The sequence below is a fragment of the Robbsia andropogonis genome (assembly GCF_000970345.1).
GTDB lineage: Bacteria > Pseudomonadota > Gammaproteobacteria > Burkholderiales > Burkholderiaceae > Robbsia > Robbsia andropogonis.
This window is the reverse complement of sequence record NZ_LAQU01000194.1, coordinates 1-1246: the sequence shown is the minus strand read 5'-3', so window position 1 is coordinate 1246 and position 1246 is coordinate 1. Positions and strand designations below refer to the sequence as shown.

The 1246-nt window shown below is 54.6% G+C and carries 1 protein-coding gene and 1 pseudogene; both read left to right on the top strand.

Features of this window, described 5'->3' with window-relative positions:
• On the top strand, positions 1-509 hold a 509-nt coding region (locus WM40_RS27070; RefSeq protein WP_046154645.1), incomplete at its 5' end, for a uroporphyrinogen decarboxylase/cobalamine-independent methonine synthase family protein.
• Between the two features lie 105 nt (positions 510-614).
• A pseudogene (locus WM40_RS27065) lies at positions 615-947 on the top strand (flavin reductase family protein); the annotation flags it as partial.
• Between the last annotated feature and the right edge of the window lie 299 nt (positions 948-1246).

Here is a 1246-nt window from a genome sequence, read left to right as displayed (position 1 = left end):
TCATCCAGTTCGACGAGCCCGCGTTCAATGTCTTCTTCGACGAAGTAAATGAATGGGGCGTTGCGACCCTGGAACGAGCCATCGAAGGTCTCAAGTGTGAGACCGCCGTACACATCTGCTATGGCTATGGCATCAAGGCCAATACGGACTGGAAGAAGACGCTCGGGTCGGAGTGGCGACAATACGAAGAGACATTTCCGAAGCTTCAGAAATCCAGTATCGATATGGTCTCGCTCGAATGCCACAACTCGCACGTCCCAATGGATCTCATCACGCTTATTCGCGGCAAGAAAGTGATGGTGGGGGCTATTGACGTGGCTAGCAATACCATTGAAACGCCCGAGGAAGTTGCCAATACCCTGCGAAAGGCACTCCAGTTTGTCGATGCCGACAAGCTCTATCCCTGCACCAACTGCGGCATGGCGCCCCTGTCTCGTGCAATAGCGAAAGGCAAGCTGGAAGCCTTGCGTGCAGGCGCAGAAATCGTCAGAAGCGAACTCTCGAACTGATTCCGGGACGGAAAATAGCCGCCGTGAGCTGCTCGCGGCGGGCCAGAGGCGGAGAATTGCGTTGGGCGATCTCGCAACTTTCGCAACGCGCTTGGGCACTACGCATCCGGTATCACGGTGATCACCTCGCCCGTCGATGACGAGCCTATCGGCTTCACCTGCCAGTCTTTTTATAGCGTGTCAATGAGCCCGCCGCTGGTGTCATTCAGCGTCATGTCCAGTTCGGACAGCTATCCAAATATTCGCCAAGGAGGTCGATTTGTCGCCAATATCCTGTCAGACAAGCAAGTTGGGCTTTCCAACCAGTTCGCTCAACGAGGTGCGGACAAGTGCCACGGCACCGAATGGCGGGAATCTCCGCTCGTCCACTTTGAATCCACCGAGGCCCATGTTTCGCCATTGATGATGGTATTTCCTCATTGCACCGCGCAGTGCTGAACGTGGGCGAGGTCATTCCAATCATGTTAGGGTCATTCAGGCATCCTTGGGATGCCGGGAACACATTGACAATAACAATTCGGCTAAAAGTGCCCAACGCCCATAAATGGAAAATCCCTCCGTAACCCATGCCGACCCTCTTGCTTTGGTGACCCTTTCGTCGAACGCCTCCCTACAGCCCGCCATCGAGTTTCTTCGACACAATATACACGTCGACGCCGCTCATCGAACACTCCGTAGACGACGCTACGCTGCTGGTGATGACCTGAATCTTCGTGCCGGATTTTTCGAAGAACGTG